The sequence below is a fragment of the Nonomuraea sp. bgisy101 genome (genome assembly GCF_057708945.1).
Genome location: NZ_JBYITD010000002.1, coordinates 184,694 through 209,959, shown reverse-complemented (window position 1 = coordinate 209,959; position 25,266 = coordinate 184,694). Strand labels below are relative to the sequence as shown.

General features: G+C 72.3%; 21 protein-coding genes and 1 riboswitch. Of the genes, 11 read left to right on the top strand and 10 right to left on the bottom strand.

The annotated features are described in order from the left end of the window. The first annotated feature begins 65 nt into the window (after positions 1–65). Positions 66–1,196 carry a saccharopine dehydrogenase family protein gene (locus AC3EO4_RS04550; RefSeq protein WP_379571515.1) on the top strand — a complete coding sequence of 377 codons (1,131 nt, stop codon included), beginning with the start codon at positions 66–68 and terminating at the stop codon, positions 1,194–1,196. A gap of 33 nt (positions 1,197–1,229) precedes the next feature. After that, positions 1,230–2,219, top strand: coding sequence for a hypothetical protein (locus tag AC3EO4_RS04545; protein WP_431893928.1), 990 nt, complete (start codon positions 1,230–1,232; stop codon positions 2,217–2,219). Here the strand turns inward: AC3EO4_RS04545 and AC3EO4_RS04540 are convergent. From AC3EO4_RS04540 to AC3EO4_RS04525, 4 genes are all read right to left on the bottom strand, one after another. Continuing rightward, on the bottom strand, positions 2,216–3,256 hold the full coding sequence (locus AC3EO4_RS04540) for a polysaccharide deacetylase family protein (RefSeq protein ID WP_379570886.1): 1,041 nt from the start codon (positions 3,254–3,256) through the stop codon (positions 2,216–2,218). The genes AC3EO4_RS04545 and AC3EO4_RS04540 overlap by 4 nt on opposite strands. Before the next feature lie 335 nt (positions 3,257–3,591). Beyond that, positions 3,592–4,806: an NADP-dependent isocitrate dehydrogenase gene (locus tag AC3EO4_RS04535; RefSeq protein ID WP_379570884.1), complete on the bottom strand. Its 1,215-nt coding sequence runs from the start codon at positions 4,804–4,806 to the stop codon at positions 3,592–3,594. A 52-nt stretch (positions 4,807–4,858) separates the two neighbouring features. Then, positions 4,859–5,185 (bottom strand): DUF3017 domain-containing protein, encoded by a 327-nt coding sequence (locus tag AC3EO4_RS04530; RefSeq protein WP_431893925.1) that lies wholly within the window; start codon positions 5,183–5,185, stop codon positions 4,859–4,861. Then, positions 5,182–6,303: a citrate/2-methylcitrate synthase gene (locus AC3EO4_RS04525; protein WP_431893923.1), complete on the bottom strand. Its 1,122-nt coding sequence runs from the start codon at positions 6,301–6,303 to the stop codon at positions 5,182–5,184. Before AC3EO4_RS04525 ends, AC3EO4_RS04530 begins: the two co-directional genes overlap by 4 nt. 181 nt (positions 6,304–6,484) lie before the next feature. Here AC3EO4_RS04525 and AC3EO4_RS04520 point away from each other — a divergent pair, with 181 nt between their 5' ends. Continuing rightward, positions 6,485–7,126, top strand: coding sequence for an FHA domain-containing protein (locus AC3EO4_RS04520; protein WP_358136472.1), 642 nt, complete (start codon positions 6,485–6,487; stop codon positions 7,124–7,126). 224 nt (positions 7,127–7,350) lie between these two features. Here AC3EO4_RS04520 and AC3EO4_RS04515 read toward each other — a convergent pair whose 3' ends face one another. Next, on the bottom strand, positions 7,351–8,874 hold the full coding sequence (locus tag AC3EO4_RS04515; protein ID WP_431893921.1) for a glycoside hydrolase family 10-like protein: 1,524 nt from the start codon (positions 8,872–8,874) through the stop codon (positions 7,351–7,353). A 145-nt stretch (positions 8,875–9,019) separates the two neighbouring features. Between AC3EO4_RS04515 and AC3EO4_RS04510 the strand changes: the two genes are divergently transcribed. The 3 genes from AC3EO4_RS04510 to murQ all read left to right on the top strand — a co-directional run bounded on the left by AC3EO4_RS04510 (position 9,020) and on the right by murQ (position 12,267). Continuing rightward, on the top strand, positions 9,020–10,423 hold the full coding sequence (locus tag AC3EO4_RS04510) for a glycoside hydrolase family 3 protein (RefSeq protein ID WP_431893920.1): 1,404 nt from the start codon (positions 9,020–9,022) through the stop codon (positions 10,421–10,423). Next, the gene (locus AC3EO4_RS04505) at positions 10,408–11,280 is read left to right on the top strand and encodes a MurR/RpiR family transcriptional regulator (RefSeq protein ID WP_358136465.1); all 873 of its coding nucleotides are present in this window, start codon (positions 10,408–10,410) and stop codon (positions 11,278–11,280) included. Before AC3EO4_RS04510 ends, AC3EO4_RS04505 begins: the two co-directional genes overlap by 16 nt. 81 nt (positions 11,281–11,361) lie before the next feature. Continuing rightward, on the top strand, positions 11,362–12,267 hold the full coding sequence (gene murQ / locus AC3EO4_RS04500) for an N-acetylmuramic acid 6-phosphate etherase (protein WP_379570873.1): 906 nt from the start codon (positions 11,362–11,364) through the stop codon (positions 12,265–12,267). A 142-nt stretch (positions 12,268–12,409) separates the two neighbouring features. Here the strand turns inward: murQ and AC3EO4_RS04495 are convergent, their stop codons facing one another. Next, the gene (locus tag AC3EO4_RS04495) at positions 12,410–13,261 is read right to left on the bottom strand and encodes a bifunctional methylenetetrahydrofolate dehydrogenase/methenyltetrahydrofolate cyclohydrolase (RefSeq protein ID WP_379570871.1); all 852 of its coding nucleotides are present in this window, start codon (positions 13,259–13,261) and stop codon (positions 12,410–12,412) included. Positions 13,262–13,342: 81 nt separating this feature from the next. Here AC3EO4_RS04495 and AC3EO4_RS04490 point away from each other — a divergent pair, with 81 nt between their 5' ends. From AC3EO4_RS04490 to AC3EO4_RS04475, 4 genes are all read left to right on the top strand, one after another. Next, positions 13,343–13,762 (top strand): pyridoxamine 5'-phosphate oxidase family protein, encoded by a 420-nt coding sequence (locus tag AC3EO4_RS04490; protein WP_379570869.1) that lies wholly within the window; start codon positions 13,343–13,345, stop codon positions 13,760–13,762. Beyond that, on the top strand, positions 13,759–14,964 hold the full coding sequence (cbiE, locus tag AC3EO4_RS04485) for a precorrin-6y C5,15-methyltransferase (decarboxylating) subunit CbiE (RefSeq protein WP_431893918.1): 1,206 nt from the start codon (positions 13,759–13,761) through the stop codon (positions 14,962–14,964). Before AC3EO4_RS04490 ends, cbiE begins: the two co-directional genes overlap by 4 nt. Further along, positions 14,961–15,707, top strand: coding sequence for a precorrin-4 C(11)-methyltransferase (gene cobM / locus AC3EO4_RS04480; RefSeq protein ID WP_379570865.1), 747 nt, complete (start codon positions 14,961–14,963; stop codon positions 15,705–15,707). The genes cbiE and cobM overlap by 4 nt, the downstream gene beginning before the upstream one ends. Before the next feature lie 133 nt (positions 15,708–15,840). Then, positions 15,841–16,566, top strand: coding sequence for a cobalt-precorrin-6A reductase (locus AC3EO4_RS04475; RefSeq protein ID WP_431893916.1), 726 nt, complete (start codon positions 15,841–15,843; stop codon positions 16,564–16,566). Here the strand turns inward: AC3EO4_RS04475 and AC3EO4_RS04470 are convergent. From AC3EO4_RS04470 to cobG, 3 genes are read right to left on the bottom strand one after another with little or no spacing between them, the layout of a single operon-like run. Then, positions 16,554–18,017, bottom strand: coding sequence for a precorrin-2 C(20)-methyltransferase (locus AC3EO4_RS04470; protein ID WP_379571513.1), 1,464 nt, complete (start codon positions 18,015–18,017; stop codon positions 16,554–16,556). The genes AC3EO4_RS04475 and AC3EO4_RS04470 overlap by 13 nt on opposite strands. A 5-nt stretch (positions 18,018–18,022) precedes the next feature. Beyond that, positions 18,023–18,643 (bottom strand): precorrin-8X methylmutase, encoded by a 621-nt coding sequence (locus AC3EO4_RS04465; RefSeq protein WP_431893914.1) that lies wholly within the window; start codon positions 18,641–18,643, stop codon positions 18,023–18,025. After that, entirely contained in the window at positions 18,640–19,989 is a 1,350-nt protein-coding gene (cobG, locus tag AC3EO4_RS04460) for a precorrin-3B synthase (RefSeq protein WP_431893913.1), read from the bottom strand. The genes AC3EO4_RS04465 and cobG overlap by 4 nt, the downstream gene beginning before the upstream one ends. Positions 19,990–19,996: 7 nt before the next feature. Further along, a riboswitch (cobalamin riboswitch) is annotated at positions 19,997–20,187 on the top strand. 38 nt (positions 20,188–20,225) lie between these two features. On the opposite strand from cobG, the gene cobN reads away from it, so the two are divergent. Continuing rightward, positions 20,226–23,888 (top strand): cobaltochelatase subunit CobN, encoded by a 3,663-nt coding sequence (gene cobN / locus AC3EO4_RS04455; RefSeq protein ID WP_431893912.1) that lies wholly within the window; start codon positions 20,226–20,228, stop codon positions 23,886–23,888. Here the strand turns inward: cobN and AC3EO4_RS04450 are convergent. Next, complete coding sequence (locus AC3EO4_RS04450; RefSeq protein WP_431894198.1) at positions 23,843–25,264, bottom strand: cobyrinic acid a,c-diamide synthase CobB; 1,422 nt, start codon at positions 25,262–25,264, stop codon at positions 23,843–23,845. The two genes, cobN and AC3EO4_RS04450, sit on opposite strands and share 46 nt — an antisense overlap. Positions 25,265–25,266 lie beyond the last annotated feature (2 nt).

The window sequence follows — 25,266 nt, the reverse complement described above, 5'->3', positions numbered from 1 at the left end:
CGGCGGTGTCAACGCTCACACGAGCCTTCTCCCGTCTCTCGCCAGCGCGCTCACAGAATGTCATTCTGGAGCGCATGTACGACATCGTGCTGCTCGGAGCGACCGGCTTCACCGGCGCCCTCACCGCGGAATACCTCTCCAGAGCCGTCCCCGCGGGATGCCGATGGGCTCTGGCCGGCCGCGACCGCGCCAAGCTCGAAGCGCTGGGCCTGGACGTCCCCCTTCTGCACGCCGACGTCACCGATCCCGCCTCCCTCGAGGCCCTCGCGGGGCAGGCGCGCGTGGTCGCCACCACCGTCGGCCCCTACCTCCGGTACGGCGAGCCGCTCGTCAAGGCCTGCGCCGGGGCCGGCACGCACTACGTGGACCTGACCGGGGAGCCCGAGTTCGTCGACAGGATGTTCGTGCGCTACGACGGCCTGGCACGCGAAACCGGCGCCAGGATCGTCCACGCGTGCGGCTTCGACTCCATCCCCTACGATCTCGGCGTCCTGTACACGGTCGAGTCGCTGCCCGCGGGCGTGCCGCTCAAGGTCAGCGGCTTCCTGCGGGGCAGCGGCAGGCCCTCGGGCGGCACCCTCCACTCGGCGGTGACGGCCCTGTCCCGGGCCCGGCAGATGGCCGAGGCGGCCGGTCGGCGCCGCTCCGTCGAGACCAGGCCGAAGGACCGCAGGGTGAGCGCGCTGCCCGGCGGCGTGCGCTACGTGGGCGGCTGGGCGCTGCCCATGCCCACCATCGATCACCAGATCGTCGGCCGCTCCGCCCGCGCGCTCGACCGCTACGGCCCTGACTTCACCTACCGCCAGCACTTCGCCGTCAGGCGACTGCCCTCGGCGCTGGCGGTGGCGGCAGGGGCGGGGGCGCTGGCGGCCGTCGCGCAGGTCCCCGCCGGCCGCGAGTGGCTGCTCAGGAGGATCGCCGCGGGCGACGGGCCGTCGGCGGAGCGGCGGGCGCGCAGCTGGTTCAGGCTCACCCTGCTCGGCGAGGGCGGCGGCGAGCGTGTCGTCACCGAGGTCTCCGGCGGCGACCCCGGCTACTCCGAGACCGCGAAGATGCTGGCGGAGTCGGCGCTGTGCCTGGCCTTCGACGACGTGCCCGACGTGGCGGGGCAGCTCACCACGGCCGTCGCCATGGGCGGGCCGCTCATCGACCGCCTCAGGTCCGCGGGGATCGGCTTCGCCACGCGTCAGGGTTGAACCAGGGCCGGGCGTCAGACGTTCAACCGTGGTGTGAACCTACGAGTCTTGGCCGTGGCGGCGGTGCTGTGGGCGACGGCGGCGTGCACCTCGTCGGAGCCCCCGCCGCCGGGCGGGCTGGAGTGGAAGCACGGCGCGATCCCCGTCGCGATCCGCTACGCCGTACCCGACACCTGCCCGGAGACGGACGGGCCGCCCGAGTGCGCCTCATGGATGATCTGGGCGTTCACCGACAAGCAGGCGAAGCTCGTGGCCGACTACGACGAGACGGGCGAGGCCGAGGGCGGCCGCTCCTACCGGATCCGGGTCCCCGACGCGGCGGTCTGGGTGCCGACCAGCGGCGGCGCGGCGGTCATGCCCGGGTTCAGCGTGAGCCGTGACGGCCACAGGGTCGCCTACTTCAGCGTGGCACGGCAGCGGTTCGTGGCGCACGACCTGCCCAGCGGGCTCGTACGCGACCTGTCACCGGTGGTCGGCACGGCCGGCCTGCCCACGGAGGCGACCGCGATCTCGGCCGACGGCGACGGGTTCGCCGTGAGCGACGGGGAGCAGGTGTTCGTCACCGACTTCGGCACCGGTCGGACGACGGCTCTGCCGCGGGCCGACGGCGTGATCGGGATCACGCGGGACACCGTCTTCGCCTCCTCGGGCGACACGGTGGTGCGCTTCCTGCGCGGGAGCGGCGCGCGCCTGAACGACTTCCCCCTTCCTTCAGGGGCACGCCTCTCGCCCGACGGCCTCCGGCTCGCCGTGGTGGGCGAGCAGCCCGCCGACACGATCGAACTCCTCGACGCGGTGACGGGCGAGCGGCGCGAGCCGCTGCGCCCCAGCCCGCTGAAGGAGCCGACCGTCTCGTCCGCCGAGGCCTGGCTGAGCCCCAAGGCGCTGCTGATCAGGACGTTCACGGCCGGCACCCAGGAGTTCACCGGCTTCTTCTCCCTCGACGTCACCACAGGGAGGACCGCCAGGGTCAAGCGGCTGCCGCTCGACCCCGAGGCGGTCGGAATCGGCGCCGTCTCCTAGTACGGCAGCGCCCGCTGCGCGAAGGCCTTGCGCAGGAACGGCGCCTTGAACTTCGGGAAGGCCACCGTGTTCGGGTCGCCGTCCGAGGTGTAGCGCTGGTCGGGGTTGGACTTCAGCCAGTCGAACCACGCGGTCGAGCAGAACTGCGAGCAGTCGCCCTTCTTGTCCATGGCCCTGATGCGCGGGATGCCGAGCGCGTCGAAGTTCTTGTTGTACGGCGCCGGCGCGGGCGTGTACCCGGCCAGGAACACCCCGGCGTGCTTGTAGACGGTCGTGCCGTTCTTGCCGTTGGCCGCCCAGTCCTTCTTGCGAGGCTGGTTCCCGTACGGCAGCGCCAGCGTGATCGGCGCCGCGCCCTCGAGGTCGGTGATCAGGCGCTGACCCGCCGCGATCTCGGCCATCACCGCCTTCTGTGGCTTGCCCAGGAGGTTGAGGTGGTCGCGGGTGTGGTTGCCGATGTCGAAGCCGTTCTGCTTCAGCCACAGCAGCATCTGCGACTGCTCCTCGGGCGTGGTCTTGCCGAACATGTCGCGGGTCACGTAGAAGGTGGCGACGGGGCGGAAGCCGGGGTTCTGCCTGGCGACGTCCTGCAGGATGGCGACCGCGGTGTCCGGCTTCAGCTGGCCGAGCTCGTCCATCGAGAGCTGCGAGGGCGAGGAGTCGTCGAAGGTGAGGACGACGGCGTGCTTGCCCGCCGGGATGTCGATCTTGCCGGTGACGAACTCGGCGGCGGTGATCGGCACGTAGCCGTCCTTGGCCATGCGTTCGAGGTCGGAACGGAACTGCTGGGGAGTGCGGTCGTCCTGCGTCGTCGGCTTGTCGATCACCCGGTGGAACATGATCACCGGGATCTGGCCCAGCTCGTTGGCCTTGACCTTGACGGCGGCGGCCACCTTGGCGGCCTTGGCGGCCTGCGCCTGCCGCAGGACGGCGGCCTGGTCCAGCTGCGGCTTCGCGACGTTCGCCCCGGTGTCGGCGCCACCGCAGCCGGCGGTCAACACGCCCATCACTATCAGCCCTGCACCCAGCACACGCATGGGAACCCCCCGGAAGATCGACTACAGGGGGCTCTTACCCAAATACGGTACGTGAATGGACCGCGCGCTGGTATGGAATCAACCAGGAGACGCGCGAGAGCCGCAACGGCGCCGATCCCCCGGTGTACACCATGGCGCGCGGGTGCGGCGTGAGCCCTGGAGGGCTTTCGGGACTTGGGGATCTCTTTGCCGATACGGAGGCGACACCGACCAGGTGATGCCCTTCGCCTGCCGTCGCGCCCCTGCCCGCGCCACCGGCGAGGGCCGGCGTCCCCCGCCTCGGGAACGCGGAAAGGGCCGCCCGAAGGCGGCCCTCAAGCGGAGGAGAAGAGGGGTCAGGCCATCTTCTTCTTCAGGTTCTCGTCCAGCGCCGCCAGGAAGTCCTGGGTGGTGAGCCACTTGGCGTCGCCGCCGACCAGCAGCGCGAGGTCCTTGGTCATCTGGCCGTTCTCGACGGTCTCGACGCAGACCTGCTCCAGCTTCTCGGCGAACTCGGTCACCGCGGGGGTGTTGTCGAGCTTGCCGCGGTGCTGCAGACCACGCGTCCACGCGAAGATCGAGGCGATCGGGTTCGTGGAGGTCGGGTTGCCCTTCTGGTGCTCGCGGTAGTGACGGGTCACCGTGCCGTGAGCGGCCTCGGCCTCGACGGTCTGGCCGTCGGGGGTCATGAGGACGGAGGTCATCAGGCCGAGCGAGCCGAAGCCCTGCGCGACGGTGTCGGACTGGACGTCGCCGTCGTAGTTCTTGGCCGCCCAGACGTAGCCGCCCTCCCACTTCAGCGCCGCGGCGACCATGTCGTCGATGAGGCGGTGCTCGTAGGTGATGCCGGCCTTCTCGAAGTCGGCCTTGAACTCGGTCTCGAAGACCTCGGCGAAGAGGTCCTTGAAGCGGCCGTCGTAGGCCTTGAGGATCGTGTTCTTCGTCGAGAGGTAGACCGGGTAGTTGCGGGCCAGGCCGTAGCGCATGGAGGCGCGGGCGAAGTCGCGGATCGACTCGTCCAGGTTGTACATGGCCATCGCGACGCCGCTGCCGGGGAAGTCGTACACGTCCAGCTCGATCGGCTCGGAGCCGTCCTTGGGGGTGTACGTCAGGGTCAGCGTGCCCTCGCCGGGGATCTTCAGGTCCGTGGCGCGGTACTGGTCGCCGAAGGCGTGACGGCCGACGACGATCGGCTTGGTCCAGCCGGGCACCAGGCGCGGCACGTTCGACATGATGATCGGCTCGCGGAAGATGACGCCGCCGAGGATGTTACGGATGGTCCCGTTCGGGGACTTCCACATCTTCTTGAGGCCGAACTCCTCGACGCGCGCCTCGTCAGGGGTGATGGTGGCGCACTTGACGCCCACGCCGTACTTCTTGATGGCGTTGGCGGCGTCGATGGTGACCTGGTCGTCGGTGGCGTCGCGGTGCTCGATGCCGAGGTCGTAGTACTTCAGGTCGACGTCGAGGTAGGGAAGGATCAGCTGGTCCTTGATGAACTGCCAGATGATCCGGGTCATCTCGTCGCCGTCAAGTTCGACGACGGGGCCCTCTACCTTGATCTTGGGCATGCGTATGGTTCCCCTTCGTGACAAATAATGCTTGAGGTTATCGGAGGCGTGGTCACCGGCCGAAAAGGACCAGGAGCTGCGCCTTGAGCTCGGGATACTCCAGGAACAGCGCGGTGACCACCAGCGCGGCTCCGAGCACCCCCATCGTCCAGACGTCGACGCTCTTCTCGCGTACGGCAAGCGCCCCGCCGTACCCCGCGAATCGGACAGCGGCCCCGACCAGGAGCACCGCTCCGAGCGCGAACCCGCCCCATTCGGCGTCCACCAGGAAGAGTGCGAGCAGCCCAACAGCCGCACCCGCCAGGATCAGCGGGTACGGTCCCCAGCCCTCGTCGCTCGGGCGTCCCCTGACGCCCTCGCCCTCTCCAGCCTGGCTCATCGCTCGTCGATGGGCTTCCATTTCTGGTCACGCTCGCCGATGTACTCACTGTCGGGCCTGATCAGCCTGTTGTCCGCGTGCTGCTCGATCACGTGCGCCGTCCATCCGGACATGCGGCTGATCGAGAAGACCGGTGTGAACAGGTCGGTCGGGATGCCGAGGTAGTGGTAGACGGTGGCAGCGTAGAAGTCGACGTTGGGATAGAGGCCCTTCGTCTCGAGGACGACCTCCTCCATCTCCTTGGACATCCGATAGTAGGTGTCGTCGCCCGACGCCGTGGCCAGCTCCTCCGACATTCTGCGCAGGTGCGTGGCGCGCGGGTCCTCGGTCTTGTAGACGCGGTGGCCGAAGCCCATGATCTTCTCGTGCGCGTCCAGCCTGTCGCGCACCGACTGCGCCACCTGTGCCGGGTCGAGCGACTCCAGCGTCTTCATGACCTGTTCGTTCGCGCCGCCGTGCAGCGGGCCCTTGAGCGTGCCGATGGCGGCGACGATGGCCGAGTGCATGTCGGACAGCGTCGCGGCGCACACGCGGGCGGCGAACGTGGAGGCGTTCATGGTGTGGTCGGCGTGCAGGACCAGGCAGGCGTCGAAGATCTCAGCCTCGCGCTGCGTCGGCGTGCGTCCCGTGACCTGCAGGAGGAAGTTCCCCGCGATGCTGAGCGAGTCGTCGGTGCCGGGCAGGGCCTTGCCGGTACGAGCGGCGTGGTACCTGGCCACGAGCAGCGGCTGCTGGGCGGTCAGCCGGGCGGCCTTGCGCAGGTTGGCGTCAGGCGCGATGGAGTCCTTGTCGGGGTCGTCGGCCCCGGACAGGGAGACCAGCGAACGCAGCGCCTCCATCGGCTTCTGCTTCTCCGCGATCTCGGCGATGTTGGCCGAGACGAGGGCGCCCAGCTCGCGTCCCCTGACGAGCTCGTCGCCGTACTCGCGCAGTTCCTGTCGCGTGGGCAGCTTGCCGCGCTGCAGCAGGTGCGCGGTTTCTTCGAACGTCGCGCGGCCGGCCAGGTCATGGATGTCGTATCCACGATAGAAGAGGCGACCGGCCTTCCCGTCGATGTCGCTCAGCGCTGTGGACGCGGCGACGACATCGGCCAGGCCTTTTGTGGGCTTGTCCGCCATGTGTGTTTCCTCCGCTTATCTTCGCCGAAAGTCTACCCGTGAGCAGGCAAAACCGGCCGCAGAGGTCCAGACCAATTTCACGCCGGATTCTCCTTATGGCAAAGGCGATTCCCCATCCCTTCGTTTGGGTAAGCCGGAGCTGTAGTAACAGTAACGGCGGGCTACCTGGGGAGGAACTGCCGTGGAGGGGCCCTTCATACGCATCGAGGACACTGGCGAGGTGGTCCCGTTGCGTCCCGAGATCACGACTGTGGGAAGGGGCCGTGGTGTCGACATCCGGCTGACCGACCCGAGCGTGTCTCGGCTCCACGCTGAGTTCGTACGGCGCGGACCGTACCTGTATGTCGTTGACCTGGGCCTGTCCCGCAACGGCACGCGGGTGAACGGGAGGCCGATCGCCCGGAGGGTCCTTGACGACGGCGACGTCGTCTCCTTCGGCGCGGCGCGCGGGCGCGTCGGCGGCGTGCCGCGCGAGGACTTCACGCCTGAGGTCGAGCTGCGCAGGGCCGCCGCGCCCGAGCTGACCAGGCGAGAGGTCGACGTGCTCACGTCGCTGTGCAGGCCGGCGCTCTCGGATGAGGCGTTCGTCGCCCCCGCGACGGCACGCGAGATCGCCGATGACCTGGTGGTCACCGAGGCGGCGGTGAAACAGCACCTGCTCAGGCTCTACCAGAAGTTCAGGATCCCCGAGGGGACCAACAGGCGTACCAGGCTGGCCAACGAGGTGGTCGCGCTCGGTCTGGTCAGGCCGACTCCGGTGGTGCCCCCACAGCGCTCTGGAACGTCACAGGAGAGCCAGCCGGCCGGTCGCCGCGCCAGCTAGCCGATCCGCAGGGCGACCGGTGCTTCGGCGAGGGGTTCCGGCAGCCTGAGGAACGGCCCGGACCCCGGAGCGGTCGTGCTCCGCACGCGCGGGCCTTCCATGCCCGCGCGTGTGGATCCATGGCGCCCGCGTGTGGACTCTTGGCGCCCGCTCGCCGGTCGACGCGTCGTGACGCTCGACCGGTCGGCGGGCGCGGGCAAGCCGGGCGCGAACCCGTGGGTCTCCTACCAGACCTTGCGGCCGTGGCTCGGGCTGCTGGTCCTGCTGACCCTGTCCACGGCCATGACGTAGTAGTGGTCGCCCTTCTTGCCCTCGGCGTCCACCCAGCGGACGACCCTGTCGCCGGGGATGACCGCCACCAGGTTGCTCGCGTCGTCGAACCGGTCGATCTCGGCGGAGGACCTGAAGATCGCGAACTGGAACGGCTCGTGCCTGCCGGTCGCGATCATGTTCAGCTCGACGCCCTCGGGGACCCTGCGCACGTAGGCCAGGACAGGCCGCTTGGGCTTCTCGCCGTCGGCGAGCCTGGGCAGCAGCGGCGGGAGCGCGGGCCGCTGGTAGTGGTCCTTGACCGCGGTGCTGATCGAGCCGATCCTGTCGACCCGCACGTCGTTGGCGTTGTACCAGATGTCGCCGCCGATCTGCGGGTGCGACCGGTTGAGCGTCAGGTGCTTGGACAGCTCGGCGGGGTCCTGCCACTGCGCGGCCTGTGCGGGGTCGCCCGCCTTGTAGGCGGCCTGGCCGATCCACAGCATCGTGCCCGTCCCGTCGGCCACGTCGGACCACCAGGGCACGAGCTTGCTGTAGTCGGCGGGCGGCTGGCCGATGTACCAGTAGAGCTGGGGCGCGATGTAGTCGAGCCACCCCTTCTTGACCCAGCCGCGGGTGTCGGCGTGCAGGTTGTCGTAGGACTGGCCGCCGTTGGTCTCGGAGCCGAGCGGGTCGGTGCCCTTGTTGCGCCAGATGCCCGACGGGCTGATGCCCCACGCCACCTCGGGCTTGACCTCGCGTACCCGCTGCTGCATCTCCGAGACCATCAGGTCCACGTTGTTGCGCCGCCACGCGGCCAGGTCGGGGAAGCCCGCGCCGTACTTGGCGAAGGTGTCGGCGTCGTTGAAGGCCGTCGTGTTGGTCGGGTAGAAGTAGTCGTCGAAGTGCAGGCCGTCGATGTCGTAGCGGGTCAGCGCGTCGAGCATCGCGTCCTGGCAGAACTTCCGCACCTCGGGGATGCCGGGGTTGTAGTACAGCTTGCCGCCGAACGGCAGGATCCACTCGGGGTGGACGCGCCCCGGGTGCGAGGGGTGCAGCTGGTTCGGGTCGGTCTGCATCGAGACGCGGTAGGGGTTGAACCACGCGTGGAAGGTGAGGCCGCGCTTGTGCGTCTCCTCGACGGCGAAGCCCAGCGGGTCGTAGCCCGGGTCCTGCCCCTGCACGCCGGTCAGCCAGTGCGACCAGGGCTCGAACGGCGACGGCCAGAAGGCGTCGGCCGTGGGCCTGATCTGGACGAACACCGAGTTCAGCTTGCGCTGGACCGCCAGGTCGAGCCAGGCGATGAACTCCGCCTTCTGCTGGTCCGCGGTCAATCCCTGCTTCGACGGCCAGTTGATGTTGACGACGGAAGCGATCCACATGCCGCGCATCTGGCGCAGCGGCGGCACGTAGCCGGGCTCGGCGAAGGCGGGGAGCGGCACGACGGATGCGGCCGCGGCGAGGGCCAGGCCCTTCAGAACGGTCCTTCTAGTGGGCATGGGGGGTGCCTCTCGGGGGAGGTGGTTGTGTTCGAGGGCGACGATGGCAGAAAATTACCTTCAGATCAATAATTGTGAAGGAAAATGCCGCCTTGGCCGACTGGCATCGCAGCCGTTCGGTCATGAGGCCGACCGAGGAGGTCTCGTGACCGCTGACCTGCACCGACTCGCACTGAGCGTCCTCCAACCCGGGTTCGAGGGCGCCACCGCCCCCGACTGGCTGAGGAAGGCACTGGGTGAGGGGCTGGGCGGCGCCGTGCTGTTCGCGCGCAACGTCACCGCCGACACGGCCGGGCTGGTCGCGTCGCTGCGCGCGGAGAACCCCGGCGTGGTGGTCGCCATCGACGAGGAGGGCGGCGTCGTCACCCGCCTGGAGGCCCGCGAGGGCAGCTCCTTCCCCGGCAACAGGGCGCTCGGCGTGGTCGACGACGTGGCGCTGACCGAGCGGGTGGGCCGCCAGATCGGGCGAATGCTCGCGGAGCTGGACATCACGCTCGACTACGCCCCTTCCGTGGACGTCAACGCCAACCCTGCCAACCCGGTGATCGGCGTGCGCTCCTTCGGGCCGACCGCCGATCTCGTCGCGCGCCACTCCGTCGCCTACATCCAGGGCGTGCAGGGCGCGGGCGTGGCCGCGTGCGCCAAGCACTTCCCCGGGCACGGCGACACCGTCACCGACTCGCACCTGGCGCTGCCGACCGTGCACGCCTCCCTCGCCGAGTTGCGCGGTCGCGACCTGCCGCCGTTCGAGGCGGCCATCGGGGCGGGCGTGCGGTCCGTCATGTGCGGGCACCTGCTGATTCCCTCGCTCGACCCCTCGATGCCCGCGACGCTGAGCCGGACGATCCTGACCGGGCTGCTGCGAGAGGAGCTCGGCTTCGACGGGATGCTGGTCACCGACGCGATCGAGATGAAGGCGGTCGCGGCGATCTACTCGCCGGGCGAGATCGCCGTGCGGGCGCTCGCCGCCGGCGTGGACGCGATCTGCGCGGGCCTGGTCACCGCCGAGGGCCTCTACGAGATCCGCGACGCGATCGTGGCCGCCGTCCTGGACGGGACCCTGCCCGAGGAGCGCCTGACCGAGGCGGCGGGACGGGTGCACGCCCTTGCCGAGTGGTACGCCGCGCAACCGCGCGACGCCGAGCCCGACGACGCTGCCGGCATGGAGGCGGCCGTCAGGGCGCTCACGATCACCGGCTCGGCCCGGCTGACCACCGCCCCGCTCGTCGTCGAGGTGAACACCCGCCACAACCAGGCGATCGACCCGAACACCCCGACGGGACTGGCCGCCGCGCTCGGCGAGGTGCTGCCGGGGACGGAGCGGACCTCCACCCCCGACTTCGACGAGCGGCCCGTGGTCCTGGTCGTCCACGACGCGGCCCGTCACCCATGGGTGCGGGAGACGGTGGCGGAGGCCGTACGGCGGCGCCCCGACGTGATCGTCGTCGAGACCGGCATCCCCGACGAGCCCGCGGGCGCGGCCCACATCGCCACGCACGGCATCTCCAAGGTCTCGGCGAAGGCGGTGGCACGATGGCTGACCAGATGAACGAGCCGGTCAACCCGGTCTCGGCGGTGCGAGCGGTACTGCCCTCCCTCACGCCCGCGGCGCAGGCCATCGCCAGGATCATCCTGGAGGATCCCGGCGTGGTCGTGCGCAGCACGATCACCGAGTTCAGCGCGGTGTCGGGCACCAGCGAGGCGACCATCGTGCGGACCGCCCGCGCGCTGGGCTACTCCGGCTACTCCCAGCTCCGCTTCGCGCTGGCGGGCGCCGTCGCCAGGGAGACGCCCGAACGGCTGGTGCCCGGCGACCTCGGCCCGGACGACCCGCTGACCGACGTGATCGCCAAGGTGACGAGGGCGGAGGTGGACGCGCTGTCGGACACCGCGGAACAGCTCGTGCCCGACCAGCTCGGCGAGGTGGTGGCGGCCATCGCCGCCGCCCGCAGGATCAACGTCTACGGCGTCGGCGCCTCGGGCCTGGTGGCGGCCGACCTCGCGCACAAGCTGATGCGCATCGGCCTGTCCAGCCATCCCTTCAACGACGCCCACCTCGCGCTGACCAGCGCCGCGCTGCTGCGCGAAGGCGACGTCGTGGTGGCGGTGAGCTGCTCGGGCGAGACGACCGACGTGATCGAGCCCACCAGGACGGCGAAGGAGGCGGGGGCGCTCGCCATCGCCATCACCAACAACCCGCGCTCGTCACTGGCCCAGACGGTCGACCACGTGCTGGTGTCGGCGGGGCGGGAGACGGCGTTCCGGCCTGGGGCGCTGGCCAGCAGGATCAGCCAGCTGCTGATCGTCGACTGCATCTTCGTCGGGCTCGCCCAGCGCACGTTCGACAGCTCGGAGACGGCTCTGCGCGCGACCAGGGAGGCGCTCGAGGTCTTCAGAACCCGATAAGGGGCCACCCAAGGCCCCTATGAAGGAAATTTTCACCTATAGTCGTGGATGGCTAGCTTTTCTCCATCCTGCGGGGGGACCATGACGCGCGGCATCTCCGACCTCGTCACCGAGCAGCGACTGCCCGGACTCGACGACCTCGACGCGCTCCCCACGATCGACCTGGTCAGGCGCATGAGCGAGCAGGACGCCCTGGTGCCCGCCGCGGTAGCGGGGCAGTCCGAGCAGATCGCCGCCGCCGTCGACGCCGTCTCCGCGCGCCTGCGGCAGGGCGGCAGACTGATCTACCTCGGAGCCGGTACGGCGGGCCGCATCGGCATGCTCGACGCCAGCGAGTGCGGCCCCACCTTCGGCACCACGCCTTCGGAGGTGTTCGCGCTCATCGCGGGCGGACCCTCGGCCTTCGCGGTCGCCGTCGAAGGCGCGGAGGACTCGGCCGCGCTGGCCGTCGCCGACCTGACAGAGGTGGAGGTGTCGGCCGCCGACGCGGTGGTGGGCATCTCGGCCAGCGGGCGGACACCGTACGCGGTGGGAGGTGTACGGCACGCCCGCGCCGCCGGCGCGCTGACCGTCGGAGTCGCGTGCAACGCGGGCTCGGCGCTCGGCGCGGCGGCGGAGATCGCCATCGAGGTCGTGGTGGGCCCCGAGTTCCTGACGGGGTCCACCAGGCTGAAGGCGGGCACGGCGCAGAAGCTGGTGTGCAACATGATCTCGACGCTGACGATGGTCCGGCTCGGACGCACGCACGGGAACCTGATGTCGCACCTGGTGGCCTCGAACGAGAAGCTGTGGGCGCGCGCCCAGGACATGGTGTCGTCGATCACCGGGCTGCCCGACGCGGAGGTCGGGCCCGCGCTCCGCGCGGCGGACGGATCGGTGCCCGCCGCCGTCATCATGCTCCTCACCGGCGCCGACCCCGCCGAGGCCCGCGCCGCGCTGGATCGCACCTCGGGCAACCTGCGCGAGGCCATCCGCTCCTTCACCTGACCCGGTCACGGAGCGGCCCTCCCCTGCCCGCCGTCCGACGGAGGCAGGCGCCGCGCGGCCGGACCGGCGGAGTGCCCACCGTCCGACGGAGGCAGGTGCCGCGCGGCCGGACCGGCGAAGTGCCCGCCTGCGCGGACGGATCTCAGCGGAGCGCGTGCTCCGCCGCCTCCACCACGTTGGACAGCAGCAGCGCCCGCGTCATCGGGCCCACGCCGCCGGGGTTCGGCGTGAGGAACCCGGCCACCTCGGCCACGTCCGCCGCCACGTCACCCGCGATCTTCCCGTCCACCCGCGACACGCCCACGTCGAGCACCGCCGCGCCGGGCTTGACCATGTCCGCCGTGATGAGTCCGGGAACGCCCGCGGCCGCCACCACGATGTCCGCGCGCCGCACGTGCGCGGCCAGGTCGGCGGTCCCCGTGTGGCAGAGCGTCACGGTCGCGTTCTCGGTGCGCCTGGTCAGCAGCAGCCCGAGCGAGCGGCCCACCGTGATCCCGCGACCGACCACCACGACGTCGGCCCCCTTCAGCGGCACGCCGTACTCCTGCAGCAGCAGCACGATGCCGTGCGGGGTGCAGGGCAGGGGCGCGTCGACCATGTGCACGAGGCGGCCGAGGTTGACCGGGTGGAGGCCGTCGGCGTCCTTCGCGGGGTCCATGCGCTCCAGCAGCGCCATGGTGTCCAGGTGCTTGGGCAGCGGAAGCTGCACGATGTAGCCGGTGCACGAGGGCGAGGCGTTGAGCTCGTCGATGGCGGCCTCGACGTCGGCCTGGGTCGCGGTCTCCGGCAGGTCGACGCGGATGGAGGCGATGCCGACCTCCGCGCAGTCGCGGTGCTTGCCCGCGACGTAGATCTGGCTGCCGGGGTCGTCGCCGACCAGCACGGTGCCGAGCCCGGGGACGACGCCCCGTTCCTTGAGCGCGGTCACCCGCGCGGTGAGGTCCGCCTTGATCTTGGCCGCGGTCGCCTTGCCGTCGAGTTTCACAGCGCTCATGTCCACATCCTTGCAGAGCCTCCTCCGCGGTCCGCAAGCCCCGCCCCCGACACCCCGGCCGACGGCCTCGCTACGCTGACCGTGCACGAGAACCGGACGGAAGGGGCGAAGGTGGATCTGGCCGCGCGGGGAGCGGAGTTCGCCGAGTTCTGGCGGGAGCGGCACCTGTGCACGCTGACCACGCTCAGGCCGGACGGCACGCCGCACGTGGTGCCGGTGGGCGCGACGCTCGACCTGGAGACGGGCATCGCCAGGATCATCACCTCCGGCACCTCGCACAAGGCCCGCGTGCTCGCGGGGAGCGACGGCGCACCCGTGGCGCTGTGCCAGGTCGACGGCCGCCGCTGGTCCACGCTCGAGGGCACGGCCGTGGTGCGCACCGAGCCCGACCAGATCGCCGACGCCGAGGCCCGCTACACCGCCCGCTACAAGCCACCGCGGCCGAACCCCGCCAGGGTGGTCATCGAGATCCACGTCACCAGAGCCATGGGCACGGTGTGATCACCGTCGTCGGCATCGGGGCCGACGGCTGGGACGGCCTGACGTCCCAGGCGCGGCAGGCCGTCACGGAGGCGGGGGTGCTGCTGGGCTCGGCCCGCCAGCTCGGCCTGGTCCCCGAGTCCGCCGCCCGGAAGGTCCACTGGCCCTCGCCGCTGCTGCCCGCGCTGCCCGGGCTGCTGGCCGAGTTCGGCGACGCGGGGCTGTGCGTGCTGGCCAGCGGCGACCCGATGTTCTTCGGGATCGGCTCGACACTGGCCAGGCTCGCCGGCCCGGAGAACCTGCGCGTCATGCCGCAGCCGTCCAGCCTGTCGCTGGCCTGCGCGCGCCTCGGCTGGCCGGTCGAGGAGACGACCGTGGTCAGCCTGGTGGGCAGGCCCCTCGACGCGTTGCGGCGCGCCGTACTGCCGGGGAGCCGGCTGCTGGTGCTGACGGCGGACGCGAGCGGGCCCGCCCGCGTGGCGGGACTGCTGAGGGAGCACGGGTACGGCGCGAGCGTCATGCACGTCCTGTCGGACCTCGGTTCCGCCGCCGAGTCACACCTCACGGGCACGGCCGCCACCTGGGAGCGGGCGGGCTCCGGCCTGTCCGTGGTCGCGGCCGAGTGCGCGGCCGACAAGGGGACGGCGCCGCGCCCGCTGGTGCCAGGACTGCCCGACGACGCCTTCGAGCACGACGGGCAGCTCACCAAACGGGAGGTGCGCGCGGTCAGCGTCGCCCGCCTGGCGCCGCTGCCCGGCGAGCTGCTGTGGGACGTCGGCGCGGGCGCGGGCAGCATCGCGATCGAATGGATGCGCACCCACCCCACGTGCAGGGCGATCGCCGTCGAGAGCGACCTCGAGCGGGCGGCCAGGATCGGGCGGAACGCCGCCGCGCTCGGCGTTCCCGCCCTGCGGATCGTCACAGGGCGGGCGCCCGAGGCGCTGAAGGGGCTGCCCGCCCCTGACGCGGTGTTCGTCGGCGGAGGGGCGACCCGGCCCGGCCTGCTCGAGACGTGCTGGCGGGCCCTGCCGCCCGGCGGCAGGCTGGTGGCCAACGCGGTCACGCTGGAGTCGGAGTCCGTCCTGACCACCTGGTACGGCACGCACGGCGGCGACCTGGTCCGCCTCTCGGTCAGCAGGGCAGGCCCCGTGGGCGGCTTCACCGCCTGGCGGACCATGATGCCGGTGACCATCTGGACAGCGACCAAGGAGAGCGGCGCGTGACCGTCCACTTCATCGGCGCGGGACCCGGCGCGGCCGACCTCGTCACGCTGCGCGGGCTGCGCCTGATCGAGAGCTCCCCCGTGTGCCTGTACGCGGGCTCGCTCGTGCCCGAGGAGCTGCTGGAGTCGTGCCCGCGGGGCGCCCGGCTGGTCGACACCGCGAACCTCACCCTCGACGAGATCGTCGCTGAGCTGGCCGACGCCCACGCCAAGGGGCTCGACGTGGCCAGGCTGCACTCGGGCGACCCCTCTGTCTTCAGCGCGATGGCCGAGCAGATGCGGCGGCTCGACGCGATCGGCGTGCCGTACCAGGTGGTGCCGGGGGTTCCGGCGTTCGCGGCGGCGGCCGCGTCGCTCGGCAGGGAGCTGACCGTGCCGGGCGTCGGCCAGACGATCATCTTGACCAGGACCTCGGCGCGCGCGACGCCGATGCCCGAGGGCGAGGACCTCGCCACGCTGTCGGCGAGCAAGGCCACGATGGTGCTGCACCTGGCCGTGCAGCGGATCGCGGAGGTCGCTGACGAGCTCATCCCCGCCTACGGGGCCGGCTGTCCCGTGGCGGTCGTCGCAAGAGCCAGCCGTGACGACGAACTGGTCATCAAGGGGACGCTGGCCGACATCGCGGACCAGGTGAAGGCGGCGGGCGTGGTCAGGACCGCGGTGATCGTCGTGGGCAGGGTGCTGGCGGCCACGCAGTTCCCCGACAGCCACCTCTACTCCGCCGAACGCTGCCGTCCGCTGTGATCCACACGACGACCCCCACGACGGCTTCCACGACCCTGCCGTGGCGGGTCCGCTCGGCCGTCCCTTCCCTCGGCGGCCCCGTCTCCTTCGGCGGCCCTGTCGGGAAGCCGGGAGCGGCCCGGATGGAGGACGCGTGCGACGGATCCTGATCCTCGGCGGGACGGCCGAGGCGCGGGCGCTCGCGGCGGCGCTCGAAGGCGCCGTCCACGTGGTGTCGTCACTGGCGGGGCGGGTGCGCGAGCCCAGGCTGCCGGTCGGCGACGTGCACGTCGGCGGGTTCGGCGGCCCGGAAGGGCTGGCCGCGTGGGTGTCGGCCAACGGCATCGACGCCGTGGTGGACGCCACGCACCCGTTCGCGCGGCGGATGACGGCCTCGGCCGTCGAGGCGTGCCGTACCGCGGGAGTGCCGCTGCTGGTGCTGCGGCGGCCCGGCTGGGCGCCGCGGCCTGACTGGGTGCTGGTCGACTCGCTGGAGGCCGCCGCGCGGGTGCTGCCCTCCCTGGGCCGCCGCGTGTTCCTGACGACCGGGCGCAGGAGCCTGCCGGTGTTCGCAGGACTGACCGACCTGTGGTTCCTGGCCAGGTCGGTCGACCCGCCCGAGCCGCCGGTGCCCTCCAACGTCCACGTGGTGCTGGCGCGCGGGCCGTACACCGTCGAGGGCGAGCGGGCGCTGATCGGCGAGCACCGCCTCGACGTCCTGGTCACCAAGGACAGCGGCGGCGAGATGACCACCGCGAAACTCACCGCCACCGGCGAGCTCGGCCTGCCCGTGGTGGTCGTGCGACGGCCGCCGCTGCCCGAAGGGGCGGTGCTGGTGGACAGCGTGGCGGCGGCCGTGGCGTGGGTTCAGGCCGGGTAACGCCTCGGGGTGTAGACGACGCCGTCGCCCGTGACCCGCGTGGTGGAGGAGCCGATGATGAGCAGGCAGCGCATGTCCACCTGCGCGGGATCGAGCTCCCCGAGCGTGGTGACGGTGATCGTCTCCTGCGGCCCGCCGACGTCGCGGCCGATCACCACGGGGGTGGCCGGGTCGCGGTGCTCCATGAGCAGGTCGCGGGCGGCGCCCACCTGCCAGGTACGGCTGCGCGAGGCCGGATTGTAGATCGCCAGCACCAGGTCGGCCACGGCGGCGGCCCGCAGCCGCTCGGCGACGATCTCCCACGGCTTGAGCAGGTCCGACAGGGAGATCACGCAGTAGTCGTGCCCGAGCGGCGCGCCCGCCTTGCTCGCCACGGCGTGCGCGGCCGTCAGACCGGGCACGATCCGCACGGGGACGTCGGGGAAGTCCTCCGCCGCCTCCAGCACCGCGCTGGCCATCGCGAACACGCCTGGATCGCCGGAGGAGACGACCGCCACCCTGCGGCCCTGCCGGGCCAGTTCCAGCGCGTGCGCGGCGCGCTCGGCCTCCACCCTGTTGTCGGTGCGGTGCCTGATCTGGCCCGACCGCTGCGGCACCCTGTCGACGTAGGGGCCGTAGCCGACCAGGTCGGTCGCCTCGGCCAGCACGTGCCGCGCCTCGGGGGTGAGCCACTGCGAGCCCGCGGGCCCGAGCCCCACGACCGCGACCCCGGGTTCCAGACGCTCGTCGTCACGCCCGCCGCCGCTGGGCAGCATCGCCAGCGAGAAGTACGGCACGCTCGCCGGGTCCACGTCCTTCAGCGGCTCGATCCGCTGGTTCGCCGTGGTCGCCCGCTCGACGTACCACGCCTCGTCGAGGCGGCCCGCCTCGGCCAGCGCGTCGCGGACCTTCTCGAAGGTCCTGCCGAGCTTGAGCACCGCCACCGAGTCGGCGTTGCGCAGCTTCTCGGTGATGACGTCGGCAGGGAGCGTGCCCGGCAGCACGGTCAGCGTCTCCTCGTGCTCCACCAGCGGGCGCCCCAGCACGGCCGCCGCGCCCGCCACCGAGGTGACACCGGGCACGACCTCGGTCTCGTAGCGGTGGGCGAGCCGCTTGTGCATGTGCATGTAGGAGCCGTAGAAGAGCGGGTCGCCCTCGCACAGCACCACCACGTCCCTGCCCTCGTCCAGGTGGGCAGCGAGACGCCGCGCGCATTCGGCGTAGAAGTCGTCGAGCGCTCCCTGGTAGCCGCCGGGGTGGTCGGTGGTCTCCGTGGTCAGCGGGTACTTGAGCAGCTCCTCGACCTGCCCCTCCCGCATGTACGGCAGCGCGATCGAACGTGCGATGCTCCTGCCGTGCCTGGCGCTGTGGTAGGCGATGACGCCCGCCTCGCCGATCAGCCTGGCCGCCTTGACCGTCACCAGCTCGGGATCCCCGGGACCCAGTCCCACCCCGAACAACCGTCCCGCCACGCCGTTCACTCCCGCTCGTTCGCGATCGCGTTGACCGCGGCCGCCGCCATCGCACTGCCGCCTCTGCGGCCGTGCACCACCAGGTACTCCAGACCGCTGCTCGCCAGCGCCTGCTTCGACTCCGCCGCCCCGATGAAGCCCACGGGGATGCCGAGCACCGCCGCAGGACGCCCCGCGCCCTCCTCGACCAGCTCCAGCAGCCTGAAGAGGGCGGTGGGCGCGTTCCCCACCGCGACGACGGCGCCGTCGAGCCGCTCGCGCCACAGCTCCAGCGCCGCCGCGCTGCGCGTGGTGCCCATCCGCTCGGCCAGCTCCGGCACGCCCGGGTCGCCGAGCGTGCAGATCACCTCGTTGTCCTTCGGCAGGCGGGTCCTCGTGACGCCCGAGGCGACCATCATGGCGTCGCACAGGATCGGCGCGCCCGCGCGCAGGGCCGCCCTCGCCACGGCGACCACGCCCGGCGAGTAGGCCAGGTCGGTGACCAGGTCGGTCATGCCACAGGCGTGGATCATGCGGACGGCCACCTGGGCGACGTCCGCCGGCAGCCCCGCGAGGTCGCTCTCCGCGCGGATGGTGGCGAACGAGCGCCGGTAGATCTCCGCGCCGTCGCGGATGTAGTCGGTCATGTCCCCTCTTCTTCGGTACGGCCCGCGACCCGGTAGCCGGCCGGGGTGGCGACGACGTCGACCACCTCTCCGGCGGGACGGCCGCAGCGCCGCTCGCACCCGGCCCAGTGGACGGGACGGGCTGCAGGTTCGTGGTCCGGCCGCTCGGCCCAGACTCTGGCGTCGAGCTGGACGTCGGCCAAGGATTTCGCGCAGCCAGGGCGGCCCGTGCAGGCGCTGAGCCCGGCCCACGGCGTGCCGGGGACGGTGACCAGGCCCGCCCCGGTGAGCCGGTCCGCGACCTGCTGGACGGCGTCGGGGGCCAGGCCGGGCAGGACGACGGTACGCCATGGGGTGACGCGCGCCTCGGGGGCGGCGTCGGCGAGGACCGCGGCCTGGTGGGCGGTCAGGCGGCCGAGCGGGATCACCACTTCGAGGGCGACGTCGCCGTCGAGCTGCCGGAAGGTCCCCGCATCCCGCACCCCTGCACGCTCCCGGCCCGCCGGGCCCGCCGGATCGGCCGGGCGGGCCGGATCGGCCGGGCGGGCCAGATCGGCCGGGCGGGCCAGATCGGCCGGATCGGCCGGGCCGGTCGGATCGGAGTCACCCGCGGGGCCGGAGTCACCTGCCTGGTCGCTCTGGCCGGGCTCTTCCTGGGCGGCGCCGAACAGGCGGGCCGCGAGCAGGGCGGGGCCGTCCTGGACGTCCCTGACACGCCACGCGCCGCCGTCGCCCAGCTCCATGAAGGCGGAGGCGGCGGCGAGCATCAGCGGGACCACGCCGGCAAGGTCCACGGGCGGGCCCTGCCGTACGCCGCCGAGCAGGAGCACGCCGCCGGAGGCCGAGGTGGCGAGGAAGGTCACGTCGGCGCCGCAGGACACCACGTCGCCGGTGCCGTCGTCCAGCGCGAAGAGGAAGCGGCCCGAGAGCCCGGCCAGCTCGGGGGTGCCGCACAGCGCGCGATCCAGTGCGCTCACCAGCGGCCGGACGTCCGCGAGCGATGAGGGGACGCGCCCCGCGAGGGGGGAGGCGAGGATGTTGCGCACCCGCTCGTGCGTGGCGGAGGGCAGCAGCCCCGCCGCGGCCATCCGGGCGGCGAAGGCCGGCACGCTGGACGGGTCGGCGGGGTCGGGCGCGCGCAGGCCGCGCACCTGGACGTTCGCGCGGGAGGTCAGCTCGATCACGCCGGATCCGAGCTCGGCGGCGCAGGCGGCCAGCTCCCTCAGCTGGGCCGGCGAGAGCGCTCCGCCCGGGATGCGGACCCTGGCCAGCGCGCCGTCGGCGGCGGTGTGGACCTGGAGTGCCCCGGGGCACGCGTCGGGACCCGCATGTCCCGAAAAGTCGCCAATGTCCGCAGTTATGTCCACGCGGAGGATGGTAACCCGTTCCAAACCCTCTAGTCTGATCGCAGACGAGGGCGACGGAGGAAGCCGGTGCGAAGCCGGCGCGGTCCCGCCACTGTGACCGGGGAGCGAACCCCACCGCAAGGCCACTGTCCGGAGACGGATGGGAAGGCCGGGGTGAGCGTCGATCCGGGAGCCAGGAGACTCCCGCACTCGTGACACCCGCGACCGGGGCGAGGACCCCGAGGGAGGAGTTCCCTGTGCCCGAGAGCACGGCCGTTCTGCTGCTGTCGACCTCCGACACCGACCTGCTCAGCGCGAGGGCGAGCGGCGCGCCGTACCGGCTGGGAAACCCCGCCAGGCTCACGGTCGACGATCTGCCCGCGCTGGTCGAGAGCGCGGACCTGGTGGTGGTGCGGCTGCTCGGCGGACGCAGGGCCTGGGAGGAGGGGCTCGACCACCTGCTCGCGGGCCCGCGCCCCGTGATCGTGCTGGGCGGCGAGCAGGCGCCCGACGCCGAGCTCATGGAGCTGTCCACGGTCAGCGGCGGCGTCTGCGCCGAGGCGCACGCCTACCTCGCCCACGGCGGCCCGTCGAACCTGGCCGAGCTGCACGCCTTCCTGTCCGACACGGTTCTGCTCACGGGACACGGGTTCGCCGCGCCCGAGCCGACCCCGACCTGGGGGCTTCTCGACAGGGAGCGGCCCACCGAGGAGCCCGCCGAGGGGCCCGTCGTGGGCGTGCTCTACTACCGGGCGCACCACATGGCGGGCAACACCGGGTTCGTGCGGACGCTCTGCGACGCGATCGAGGACGCGGGCGGCCGGGCGCTGCCGGTCTTCTGCTCCTCGCTGCGTACGGCGGAGCCCGAGTTGCTCGACACGCTGAGGACCGCCGACGCCCTCGTGGTGACCGTGCTCGCCGCGGGAGGCACGCGGCCGGCGACGGCGGGGGCGGGCGGCGACGACGCCGCGTGGGACGTGGGCGCGCTGGCCGAGCTCGACGTGCCGATCCTGCAGGGACTCTGCCTGACCACGAGCAGGCAGGCGTGGGAGGAGAACGACGACGGCCTGTCGCCGCTCGACGCGGCCTCGCAGGTGGCGATCCCCGAGTTCGACGGGCGGATCATCACGGTGCCGTTCTCGTTCAAGGAGGTGGACGAGGACGGGCTGACCGTCTACGCGGCCGACCCCGAACGGGCCGCCCGTGTGGCGGGCACCGCCGTACGGCACGCGCGGCTCAGGCACGTCCCGAACGCCGAGAAGCGACTCGTGGTGATGCTGTCGGCCTACCCGACCAAGCACGCGCGCGTCGGCAACGCGGTCGGCCTCGACACGCCGGCGAGCACGGTGAAACTGCTGGCCAGGCTGGCCGCCGAAGGCTACGACCTGGGCGAGGGCCTGCCGGGCGTCGCGGAGCTGGACGGCGACGCGCTCATCCACGCGCTCATCGCCGCCGGCGGCCAGGACCAGGAGTGGCTGACGGAGGAGCAGCTCGCGGCCAACCCCGTGCGCATCCCCGCCGCCTCCTACACCGCCTGGTACGAGACGCTTCCCGAGGAACTGCGCGCGGCGATGGAACGGCACTGGGGTCCGCCGCCCGGCGAGCTCTTCGTGCACGAGGGCGACATCGTGCTCGCCGCCCTCCAGGCGGGCAACGTCGTGGTGATGGTGCAGCCGCCGCGGGGCTTCGGCGAGAACCCGATCGCGATCTACCACGACCCTGACCTGCCGCCCAGCCACCACTACCTGGCCGCCTACCGGTGGCTGTCGGCGGAGTTCGGCGCGCACGCGATGGTGCACGTCGGCAAGCACGGGAACCTGGAGTGGCTGCCGGGCAAGTCGGCGGGCATGTCGGCCGCGTGCGGGCCCGACGCGGCGCTGGGCGATCTGCCGCTGGTGTACCCGTTCCTGGTGAACGACCCCGGTGAGGGGACCCAGGCGAAGCGGCGGGCGCACGCCGTCCTGGTGGACCACATGGTGCCGCCGATGGCGCGCGCCGAGACCTACGGCGACATCGCGCGGCTGGAGCAGCTCCTGGACGAGCACGCCTCCATCGCGGCGATGGACCCGGCGAAGCTGCCCGCGATCAGGGCGCAGATCTGGACGCTGATCCAGGCGGCGCGGCTCGACCACGACCTGGGGCTGGCCGACCGGCCGCACGACACGGAGTTCGACGACTTCCTGCTGCACGTGGACGGCTGGCTGTGCGAGGTGAAGGACGCGCAGATCCGTGACGGGCTGCACGTGCTGGGAGCCGCGCCCGAGGGCGCGGTGCGCGTCGACCTGGTACTGGCGATGCTGCGGGCCCGGCAGATGTGGGCGGGCACCGAGACGCTGCCTGGTCTGCGCGAGGCGCTGGGCCTCGCGGAGGACGGCTCGGCCGGCCTGGCCGACGTGGACGCGGCCGAGTCGGCCGCCAGGGCGCTCGTGGAGGGCATGGAGGCCCGCGGGTGGGACGTGACGGCGGCAGGGGAGGTAGCGGCATCCGTCCTCGCTCCCGGCTCCGCCCAGGCCGGGGAGGTGGCGGCATCCGTCCTCGCTCCCGGCTCCGCCCGGGAGCGGCGTGAGCTGGTGGCGCGGATCCTGGAGTTCGCCGCCGGCGAGGTCGTCCCCAGGCTGGCAAGGACGGGCGACGAGCTCGACCATCTCCTGCATGCCCTCGACGGCGGCTACGTCCCCGCGGGGCCCAGCGGCTCGCCGCTGCGCGGCCTGATCAACGTGCTGCCCACCGGCAGGAACTTCTACTCCGTCGACCCGCGTGCCGTGCCCAGCAGGCTCGCATGGGAGACGGGTCTGGCGATGGCGGACTCGCTCCTGGCCCGCTACCGCGCCGACACCGGCGAGTGGCCGCGTTCGGTCGGCCTGTCGGTGTGGGGCACCAGCGCCATGCGTACGGCGGGCGACGACGTCGCCGAGGTCCTGGCGCTGCTGGGCGCCAGGCCCGTGTGGGACGACGCGTCCAGGAGGGTCACCCGCCTGGAGCCGATCCCGCTCGAGGAGCTCGCCAGGCCCCGCATCGACGTCACGGTCCGCATCAGCGGCTTCTTCCGCGACGCCTTCCCGCACGTCGTGGCCATGCTGGACGACGCCGTCCGCATGATCGCCGCGCTGGACGAGGCCGACGAGGACAACTACGTCCGCGCCCACGTCGCCGCCGACCTCGGGACGCACGGCGACGAGCGCAGGGCGACGATGCGTGTCTTCGGCTCCAGGCCCGGCGCGTACGGCGCGGGCCTGCTCCCGCTGATCGACAGCCGCAACTGGCGGGACGACGCCGATCTGGCCGAGGTGTACGCCGTGTGGGGCGGCTTCGCCTACGGCCGTGACCTGGACGGCGTGCCCGCACGGCAGGACATGGAGAGCGCCTACCGGCGGATCGCGGTCGCGGCGAAGAACATCGACACACGCGAGCACGACATCGCCGACTCCGACGACTACTTCCAGTACCACGGCGGGATGGTGGCGACCGTACGGGCGCTGACGGGGCGCGCGCCCGCCGCCTACGTCGGCGACAGCACCCGCCCCGACGCCGTGCGCACGCGCACGCTATCGGAGGAGACGTCGCGGATCTTCAGGGCGCGCGTGGTGAACCCGAACTGGCTGGCCGCGATGCGGCGGCACGGCTACAAGGGCGCGTTCGAGCTGGCCGCGACCGTGGACTACCTGTTCGGCTTCGACGCCACGACGGGGGTGATCGCGGACTGGATGTACGACAAGCTCACGCAGACGTACGTGCTCGACCCCGTGAACAGGGAGTTCATGGAGAAGTCGAACCCGTGGGCGCTGCACGGCATCGCCGAACGGCTGCTGGAGGCGGCCGAGCGGGGGATGTGGGAGCACCCAGACCCTGACGTGCTGCGCGAGCTCCAGGAGGCCTATCTCAAGGCGGAGGGCGATCTGGAGGACGACACCAGCCGCTGAGCGAGCAGCGGGCTGCCCGCCCAGTGGAGGTGCAGGTAGGAGGCGGTCACCAGCGGGTCTCCGTGGCCGTCTCCGCCGCCCTCCCACCGGAAGAGGGGCTCGCCTGCGACGGTCACGGCCGTCCTGTGGAACTCGTGGCCGCGATAGCGCTCGCCCGCGCGGGTGAGCAGGGAGTCGCGGGTGGCCGTGGCGTCGCGGTAGCCGAGGGTCAGCCTGGGCGTCATTTCCGCCTTCGCCGCGATTTTTCCGCACATGGGGTGGTCGTCGAGGCTCTCGCACAGGTACAGCAGGCCCGCGCACTCCGCCGCGATCGGGCCGCCGAAGGCGGCGATCTCCCGCTTGAGCGGCTCGTTGGCGGCGAGGTCGGCCGCGTACATCTCGGGGAAGCCACCGCCGATCACGACGGCGGCCGTGCCCTCGGGCAGCGCCTCGTCGCGCAGCGGGTCGAACGTCACCGCCTCCGCGCCCGCCGCCCTGAGCAGCTCGGCGTGCTCGGCGTACCCGAACGTGAACGCCGCTCCCCCCGCCACGGCCACCACCGGCCCCGTTCCCTTGGCCGCTCCCGCTGCGACCCCCGGTCCCGGCCGCGCTGTGCCCGCCGGGCTCGGCCCGGTGCCGGGTACCGTCGTGCCCGCCGGGCTCGGACCGGTCCCTGGCCGATGGAGGGCGCCGGCCGGGCTCCACGCTCGTCCGTCCAGCGGGGGCGCCGTCCGCGCCAGCCGTAGCAGCGCCTCCAGATCGCACGAGCGGGCCACCAGCTCGCCCAGCCGGTCCACGGCGGCCACCGCCTCGCTCCCCCGTTCGGCGGCGGGGATCAGCCCCAGGTGGCGTGAAGGGGTCGACACCGCGTCGTCCCGCCTGATCGCCCCCAGCACCGGCGTCCCCGTGGCCGCCAGCGCCGACCTGCAGAGTTCCTCGTGCCGCTCGGAGCCCACCCGGTTGAGGATGACTCCACCCACCCGCACGCGAGGGTCGAACGTGGCGAAACCATGCACGACGGCCGCCACCGACCTGCTCTGCCGCGCCGCGTCCACGACCAGCACGACGGGCGCGTCCAGGAGCCTGGCGACGTGCGCGGTGGAGGCGAAGTCCGTGTCCGCTCTGCCGTCGAACAGGCCCATCACGCCTTCGACCACCGCGACGTCCGCGCCCGCCGCCCCGTGCAGGAACAGCGGCGCCACCCGCTCCTCGCCGGTCAGCCAGGGGTCGAGGTTGCGGCCCGGCAGGCCCGTCGCCAGCGCGTGGTAGCCGGGGTCGATGTAGTCGGGCCCGACCTTGTGCGGCGAGACCCGCAGCCCGCGCGCCCGCAGCGCCGCCATGAGCCCCGTCGCCACGGTCGTCTTGCCGCTCCCCGAGGCCGGCGCGGCGATCACCAGGC